9 protein-coding genes are annotated in these 7,520 nt (G+C 67.0%); 4 read left to right on the forward strand and 5 right to left on the reverse strand.

The genetic code is table 11. From position 1 onward, the window contains the following. Positions 1 to 152: 152 nt before the first annotated feature. Genes ABWP09_RS02595 through ABWP09_RS02605 form a run of 3 tightly spaced genes read right to left on the reverse strand, consistent with a single transcriptional unit; the run spans position 153 to position 1,788 of the window. The gene (locus ABWP09_RS02595) at positions 153 to 800 is read right to left on the reverse strand and encodes a heme exporter protein CcmB (RefSeq protein ID WP_353203603.1); all 648 of its coding nucleotides are present in this window, start codon (positions 798 to 800) and stop codon (positions 153 to 155) included. Next, a complete protein-coding gene (gene ccmA, locus ABWP09_RS02600; protein WP_353203604.1) occupies positions 794 to 1,387 on the reverse strand; it encodes a heme ABC exporter ATP-binding protein CcmA in 594 nt (197 codons plus the stop codon). The genes ABWP09_RS02595 and ccmA overlap by 7 nt, the downstream gene beginning before the upstream one ends. Beyond that, positions 1,384 to 1,788, reverse strand: coding sequence for a metallopeptidase family protein (locus ABWP09_RS02605; protein WP_353203605.1), 405 nt, complete (start codon positions 1,786 to 1,788; stop codon positions 1,384 to 1,386). The genes ccmA and ABWP09_RS02605 overlap by 4 nt, the downstream gene beginning before the upstream one ends. Positions 1,789 to 1,838: 50 nt before the next feature. Between ABWP09_RS02605 and ABWP09_RS02610 the strand changes: the two genes are divergently transcribed. After that, complete coding sequence (locus ABWP09_RS02610; RefSeq protein ID WP_353203606.1) at positions 1,839 to 2,132, forward strand: 4a-hydroxytetrahydrobiopterin dehydratase; 294 nt, start codon at positions 1,839 to 1,841, stop codon at positions 2,130 to 2,132. A gap of 89 nt (positions 2,133 to 2,221) precedes the next feature. On the opposite strand, the gene ABWP09_RS02615 is transcribed toward ABWP09_RS02610, so the two are convergent. Then, positions 2,222 to 3,019, reverse strand: coding sequence for an SDR family oxidoreductase (locus ABWP09_RS02615; RefSeq protein ID WP_353203649.1), 798 nt, complete (start codon positions 3,017 to 3,019; stop codon positions 2,222 to 2,224). Positions 3,020 to 3,083: 64 nt separating this feature from the next. On the opposite strand from ABWP09_RS02615, the gene ABWP09_RS02620 reads away from it, so the two are divergent. Both ABWP09_RS02620 and ABWP09_RS02625 read left to right on the forward strand, forming a co-directional pair. Continuing rightward, entirely contained in the window at positions 3,084 to 3,860 is a 777-nt protein-coding gene (locus tag ABWP09_RS02620; protein WP_353203607.1) for an ATP-binding cassette domain-containing protein, read from the forward strand. A gap of 23 nt (positions 3,861 to 3,883) precedes the next feature. After that, positions 3,884 to 5,395, forward strand: a complete 1,512-nt coding sequence (locus ABWP09_RS02625; RefSeq protein ID WP_353203650.1) for an ABC transporter permease/substrate-binding protein — start codon at positions 3,884 to 3,886, stop codon at positions 5,393 to 5,395. A 110-nt stretch (positions 5,396 to 5,505) separates the two neighbouring features. Here the strand turns inward: ABWP09_RS02625 and ubiG are convergent, their stop codons facing one another. Continuing rightward, the gene (gene ubiG / locus ABWP09_RS02630) at positions 5,506 to 6,243 is read right to left on the reverse strand and encodes a bifunctional 2-polyprenyl-6-hydroxyphenol methylase/3-demethylubiquinol 3-O-methyltransferase UbiG (protein ID WP_353203608.1); all 738 of its coding nucleotides are present in this window, start codon (positions 6,241 to 6,243) and stop codon (positions 5,506 to 5,508) included. Between the two features lie 63 nt (positions 6,244 to 6,306). Between ubiG and ABWP09_RS02635 the strand changes: the two genes are divergently transcribed. After that, positions 6,307 to 7,520: aspartate kinase (locus tag ABWP09_RS02635; RefSeq protein ID WP_353203609.1), on the forward strand; the 1,214-nt coding region annotated here is incomplete at its 3' end.

The following is a 7,520-nucleotide window of genomic DNA, read 5'->3' on the forward strand; positions in this document are numbered from 1 at the left end:
TCATAGGCAGATTCCAGCAAAACCGGACCGACCCGCTGGTGGAGCTTGAACCCACAATCGACTGCGATCGATGCAATATGCTCGACGTCCATCCCGTCCCCTTCGCGCCCTTACCTTCTCTTCGCGCCTTCGCGTGAACCCTCTTCTGCCTTCTACTCCATCCCAGCCCGCATCGCCGCGCCCGCCACGAATGGCGCGCCCGCCAGCAGCAACAGGCTGACCGCGCCGAGCAGTTTGATTGCGCCCATCCCGTCATCGGCGCCCAGATCGAGCGATCCAGCGCCGAAAATCAGCAGCGGCACGGCGAGCGGCAGCATCACCAGCCCCGCGACCGACCCCGCCCCGCGCAAGCCCGTCACCAGCGCCGAGGTCGCCACCGCGAGCGCCGCGAGCCCTGGCGTGCCGATCAGCAACCCCAGTTCGACCGCGCCCAGCGTCCGCGCGTCCAGCCCGAGCAACCCCGCCGCGATCACCGCCGCCAGCATCAGCGGCGGCCCGAACCCCAGCCAATGCGCCACGATCTTTGCCGCCGCCACGCTCGGCATCGACAGCCCGCGCACCGCGAGCTGGTCGAGCACGCCGCTGTCCATATCCGGGGCGACCAGCCGCTCGACCGGCATAAGGGCGGCGAGCAACGCCGCCGCCCAGATCACCCCACCGCCGATCCGCGCGAGCAAGGCCGTGTCGGGGCCGACCGCGAAGGGGAACAGGATCGTCACCAGCAGGAAGAAAGCGAGCGCGTTGACGATCCCGCCGCTCGCCCAGCCGATCCGTACATCGCGCGCGATCAGGGTCAGCATGAGGAGGCCCCGAGCGAGACATCCACCGCGTCCGGCAGCGCGATCGGCGTGTGCGTCGCGACCAGCACCGCGCCGCCGCCACTGCGGTGATCGGCGATCAGCCGCTCAAGCATCGCGACGCTTGCTACGTCGAGCCCGTTGGCGGGTTCGTCGAGCAGCCAGACCGGTGCCCCACTCGCGACCACGCGCGCGAGCGCGGCGCGGCGGCGTTGCCCGGTCGAAAGCAAGCGCACCGGCACTTCGGCGATGTGCGCCAGGCTGACCGCCTCCAACGCCCGTGTCATGCGACCGCGCGGATCGTCCGCGGCATCGAGCCGCGCCCAGAAAGCGAGCGCGTCGCACAACCGCAGACCGGAATCGAGCGCTGCCGCCTCGGCGATCAAGGCGCGTACGGGCGATCCGATGATTTCTCCGGCGGCTGGCGGAAGCAGCCCCGCAGCCACGCGGATCAAGCTCGATTTCCCGACCCCGTTCGGCCCGGACACCAGCGCCGCGCCGCCTCCGGTAATCCCGAACGACAATCCCTCGAACAAAATCCGTCCGCCGCGTACACACGTCACGTCGCGAAAGCCCAGCGCGGCGTTCATCCGTCGGCACCCGCTTCGAGTGCGTGCATATCGGCATCGGATAGCCCGAAATGATGGCCGATTTCATGGATCATCACATGCGCGACCAGCGCGGTCAGCCCGATTCCGCTATCGACCCATTCGTCGAGGATCGCGCGGCGATACAGATGGATGCGGTCGGACGGCGCGCCTGAATCCATCGACGATTTGTCGCCGATCGGTCGGCCATGATAGACCCCGCTCAGCGCGAACGGATCCTCGATGCCCAGCGCATCGAGCGTCTCGTCATCGGCGAAATCCTCGACGATCAGCACGATCTCGCCGAGATGCGCGCGGAATTCGGGCGGCAGCCCCGCGATCGTCGCCCGCGCTATGGCTTCGATCGTGTCGGCGGTCGGCGGGAGTTGATCGGGCGGCACCATCCGCTAAGCTTTACGGCCAAGGCGCGCGGTGCGCCAGCAGGAGAGCATGTGTGACCGTGGAACCGCTGAGCGACGAAGACCGTGCCGAGGCACTCGATACGCTCGACGAATGGGATTTTGACGAAGCGCGCGACGCGATTACGCGCACCTTCACCTTCGCCGATTTCAGCGAAGCGTTCGGCTTCATGGCGCGCGTCGCCTTGCTCGCCGAAAAGGCCGATCATCATCCCGAATGGTCGAACGTGTGGAACCGCGTCGACATCGCGCTGACCACGCACGATGCGGGCGGGCTGTCGCACAAGGACGTGGCGCTGGCCGAGGCGATCGACGCTCTGGTCGGGTAGCATGCGGGTTCCTGCGAAAGCAGGAACCCAGCGATGCCGAGGAAGACGCGCGTAACTCTGGGCTCCTGCCTGCGCAGGAGCCCAATCGGTCAGTTCGCCTCGACAATCCCGCGGCGCATCATCTTGCGCAGCCGCCCGGGCATCCAGCGCGCGGCAAAGGCCATGCGGTCGGCGGTCTTGCCGACATAGGTGTGGACCTTGTCGCCGTGGACCGCATCCCACGCGGCTTGCGCGACGGCATCGACTCCGGTCAGTTCGAGCCCGGCATTGGTCACGACCTGCCGAATCGAATAATTGCTGTTCCCAGCCGGGGTCGCGAGCAGCGGCGTGTCGATGAAGCTCGGCACCAGATCGCGCACTTTCACGCCCGCACCATACCATTCGCCGTCGAGCGCCTCGCTCAGCGAGCGCACGCCGAACTTGGTGGCGGAATAGACCGCCAGGCCCGACGATCCGTAGATCGCCGAAGCTGAGGCGGTGTTGAGCAAGCACGATCCCGGCGTCTTGGCGAGATAGGCGTAGCCGATCTTCGCGCCGTTGAGCACGCCGACCAGATTGATCGCGACGACGCGGTCAAGATCGTCGAAGCTCATCTCGACCAGCGGGCCGCCCGTGCCGATCCCGGCATTGTTGAACAACACGTCGAGCCGACCGCCGGTGGTGGCGGTAAAGGCGTCGAGATGGGCGACCCAGGCGTCGCGATCGCGCACGTCCATCACATAGGTCGTCGCCATGCCTGCTGGCAGCATCGCGGCGGTTTCGCTCAAGCCCTTCGCGTTCACGTCGGCCAAGCCCACGCGCCAGCCTTTGGCGGCGAACAGCTTGGCGGTCGCCTGACCGATGCCCGATCCGCCGCCGGTGATGAAGATCGCTTTTTGCCCAGCCATTTCTTGCCCACTCATGCCGCTACCCCTTTGACGCCTGCGTTATCGTGCCCCACTGTCCGCGTCGATGCCGCAAACGCACTCTATTGGACCATCGGTCGCCTTTGAAGATGTGTCCAAACGCTATGACGGCGGTACCATTGCTGTCGACACCGTGTCGACGGCGATCGCGGGCGGCAGTTTCGTGGCGTTGGTCGGCAGTTCGGGCTCGGGCAAATCGACCTTGCTCAAGATGGTCAACCGCCTGATCGACCCGAGCGCGGGCGCGGTGCGGATCGGCGGGGAGCCGGTCAGCGATGCCGCCCCGCACGAACTCCGCCGCCGGATCGGCTATGTGTTCCAGAATATCGGCTTGTTCCCGCATATGACCGTCGCCGAAAACATCGCGATTGGCTTGCGGCTCGCAGGTGAAAAGGCGCGAACGCCCCGCGTCGCCGAATTGCTCGATCTGGTCGATCTGCCGCAGGCGTTCGCCGCGCGCATGCCTGATGCGCTGTCGGGCGGCCAGCGGCAACGCGTCGGCGTCGCCCGCGCGCTTGCCACCGCGCCGGGGCTGTTGCTGCTCGATGAACCGTTCGGCGCGCTTGATCCGGTCACGCGCGATCAACTCGGCACCGCGATTCGCGCGCTCCACGACCAGCTCGGCCTCACCACGATCATGGTGACGCACGATATGGCCGAGGCGCTGATCCTGGCCGATCGCGTGCTGGTGATGGATTGCGGCCAAATCGTCGCCGATGCGACCCCGCAAGCGCTGCTGGCGGGCGAGGGGGGCGCCGTCGCCGATGCGCTGGTCGCAGTGCCACGCGAGCAAGCGCGGCGGATGCGGGCGCTCGAGGCGTGAGCGACAGCCCGTTCCTTGAGGCGATGACGCGCGTGCCCGATCTGCTCGCCGCGCATTTGTTGCTGGCGGCGTCGGCGTTGATCCTGGGGTTGATCATCAGCCTGCCGCTGGCGATCTGGTCGGCGCGGCGGCCTGGGGTGGCGCGCGTCGCGCTCGGCTTCGCGAGTCTCGTCCAGACGATCCCCAGCCTTGCCCTGCTCGCGCTCTTTTACCCGCTGCTGCTGTTCCTGTCGCAGGCAGTCGGCGGCGGAATCCCGGCGCTCGGTTTCCTGCCGTCGCTGCTGGCGCTGACGCTCTATGCGCTGCTGCCGATCCTGCGCAACGGCGTGACCGGCCTCACCGGGCTCGATCCGGCGGTGATCGAAGCGGCCGACGGCGTCGGCATGACCGCGTGGCAGAAAATGCGGCTGGTCGAGGCGCCTTTGGTCGCGCCGGTGCTGATGGCGGGCATCCGGACGGCGGCGGTGTGGACGATCGGTGCGGCGACGCTGTCCACCACGGTCGGCCAGCCGAGCCTTGGCGACATGATCTTCGCCGGACTCCAGACGCAGAATTGGGCGCTGGTCCTCGCCGGGTGCCTCAGCGCGGCGGCGTTGGCGCTCGCGGTCGATGCGCTGCTCGGCGTGATCGAGCACGGCATCGCCGCGCGCAAACGGATGCGCGTGTTTGTCGCGGGCGGCGTGTTGCTCGTCGGCGTGCTGGTCGCGCTGGCCCCCGCGCTGCCGCGCTCGGACGAGACGATCACCGTCGGCGCGAAGGGTTTTGGCGAGCAATATATCCTCGCGCGGCTGATCGGGCACCGGCTCGAACGTGCGGGCTATCATGTGCAATATCGCGAGGGGCTCGGGTCGGCAGTGGTGTTCGGCGCGCTCAAATCGGGCGCGATCGACGTTTATGTCGATTATTCGGGCACGATCTGGACCAACGAGATGAAGCGTAGCGACATCCCGGCGCGGCCCGCGATGGTCGCGGCGATCGGCGCGTGGAGCGCCAAGACCTCGGGCGTGCGGCTGCTCGGCGCGCTCGGGTTCGAAAATGCCTATGCCTTTGCGATGCGCGGGGCCGATGCCAAGGCGAAGGGCATCGGCTCGCTCGACGATCTGGTCTCGGCGGCACCGCGGCTGAAATTGGGCTCCGACCTCGAATTTCTCGAGCGGCCCGAATGGGCGGCGATCAAGCGCGCTTATCCGCTGAAATTCGCGGCGGCCAATGCCTATAACCCGACCTTTATGTACCGCGCGCTGGAAAGCGGGCAGGCCGATGTGATCTCGGCTTTCTCCTCCGACGGGCGGATCGCCGCGCAGCATTTGACCGTGCTGACCGACCCGCGCGGGGCGATCCCCGGCTATGACGCGATCCTGATGGTCGCGCCGGGGCGGGCCAAGGATGCCAAGCTGATCGCGGCGCTGCAGCCGCTCGTTGGGCGGATCCCGGTCGATGCGATGCGCGCGGCGAATTACCGGGTCGATCGCGACGATCAGAAGGATTCGCCCGAGGCGGCGGCGCGGTGGTTGGAGAAGAGGGTGGGGTTTTAACCTCTCCCCTCCCTGGAAGGGAGGGGTTGGGGGTGGGTCGGTCTGGGGCGAGGACGACGCTCGATAACGAGCCAACCCACCCCTACCCCTCCGTTCCAGGGAGGGGAGGCTCAGCGAACCGCCGTCACGAAATAATCGAGCTTGGTATCGTCGCTGAGCACGAACCCCTTGGCGATCGAAAACCCCAACCCGCGGACATCGACGACACGCAAGCCTGCCGCCTCGACCAGCGCGGTTAGGGCATCGGGCGTCAGGAACTTATCCCAATCATGCGTCCCGCGCGGGATTTGGCCGAGTCCTTCGCCGACCGTAATCAGCGCGAGGCGCGACAGCGCAGTACGGTTGGGCGTCGAGAGGATGAGCAATCCGCCTTCAGCCAACGCACCCGCCAGCCCGGCAATGAACGCAGCGGGATCGGTGACATGCTCGATCACCTCCATGCTGGTGACGAGATCGAATTTTTCGTCGCCCAACCCTTCCACGCTGCCGGTGCGATAGTCGATCGCCAACCCCGATTGCGCCGCATGGGCCTGCGCCACTGCGATATTCTCCGCCGCCGCATCGAGCCCGGTGACCGCCGCGCCCAACCGCGCGAGCGGCTCGCACAGCAGCCCCGCGCCGCAGCCGACATCGAGCGCGCTTTTGCCGCTAAGCGGCGTAAAGCTCGCCTCGTCGCCCAGCCAGTGCGCGTCTACCGCCGCGCGCAGATAGCGCAGCCGCACCGGGTTGAGCCGGTGGAGCATCGCGGACGATCCGTTAGGGTCCCACCACTCGGCCGCCATCGCGCCGAAATGCGCGGCTTCGCCCGCATCGATAGTGGTTGCTTTTGTTACGGTTGCGCTTGTCATGTCTGCTTTCTATCAGGACCGCCCCAAGACCCCAAGGCCCTCCCAAGGAATTCCGCGCACCCCATGGCCCGTATCGTGATGAAATTCGGCGGCACTTCGATGGCGGGGATCGAGCGGATCCGCGCGGTCGCGGCGCGGGTAAAGCGTGAAGTGGCGGCGGGCAACCAGGTCGCGGTGGTCGTATCGGCGATGGCGGGCGAGACCGACCGGCTGGTCGGCTTCTGCCGCGAGGCGTCGTCGCTCTATGATCCGGCCGAGTATGACGTCGTCGTCTCGGCCGGCGAGCAAATCACCAGCGGCTTGCTCGCGATCGCGCTGCAGGCGGCGGGCGTCCCGGCGCGGAGCTGGCTCGGCTGGCAACTCCCGATCGCGACGAGCGATGCGCACGCCTCGGCGCGGATCGAGACTATCGACACCACCGCGCTCGACGCGAGTCTCGCGGCGGGCGAAGTCGCGGTCATCCCCGGTTTTCAGGGCGTCGATGACGACGCCCGCGTCGCCACGCTCGGGCGCGGTGGATCGGACACCTCGGCGGTGGCGATCGCGGCGGCGATGAAGGCCGATCGCTGCGACATCTACACCGATGTCGATGGTGTCTACACCACCGACCCGCGGATCGTGCCGCGCGCGCGAAAACTGAAGAAAGTCACCTACGAGGAAATGCTCGAACTGGCCTCGGTCGGGGCGAAGGTGTTGCAGACGCGCTCGGTCGGCCTGGCGATGAAGGAAGGCGTGCGCGTGCAAGTGCTGTCCTCCTTCACTGGCGAAGACGCACCGATGGCGGATACGCTGCCGGGAACGATGATCGTGAGCGAAGAGGAATTAGGCGATATGGAACGACAGCTCATCACCGGCATCGCGCACGACAAGAATGAGGCGAAGATCACGCTGATCGCGGTGCCCGACAAGCCGGGCGCGGTCGCTGCGATCTTCGCGCCGCTGGCGGGTGCGAACATCAACGTCGACATGATCATCCAGAACATCGCGCACGCGGCGGGATCGACCGACGTGACCTTCACCGTGCCTGCGGCCGATCTGGCGCGCTCGATCGAAGTGCTGACCCAGTCGCGCGAGAAGATCGGCTATGAAACACTGGTCCACGACACGCGCGTCGCGAAAATCTCGGTGGTCGGCGTCGGCATGCGCAGCCATGCCGGTGTCGCGAGCACGATGTTCACGACGCTGGGCGAACGCGGCATCAACATCCAGGCGATCTCGACCAGCGAGATCAAGGTCAGCGTGCTGATCGAGGAGGATTACACCGAACTCGCGGTGCG

Source organism: Sphingomonas sp. (genome assembly GCF_040398505.1).
In the GTDB taxonomy this organism is placed as follows: domain Bacteria; phylum Pseudomonadota; class Alphaproteobacteria; order Sphingomonadales; family Sphingomonadaceae; genus Sphingomonas.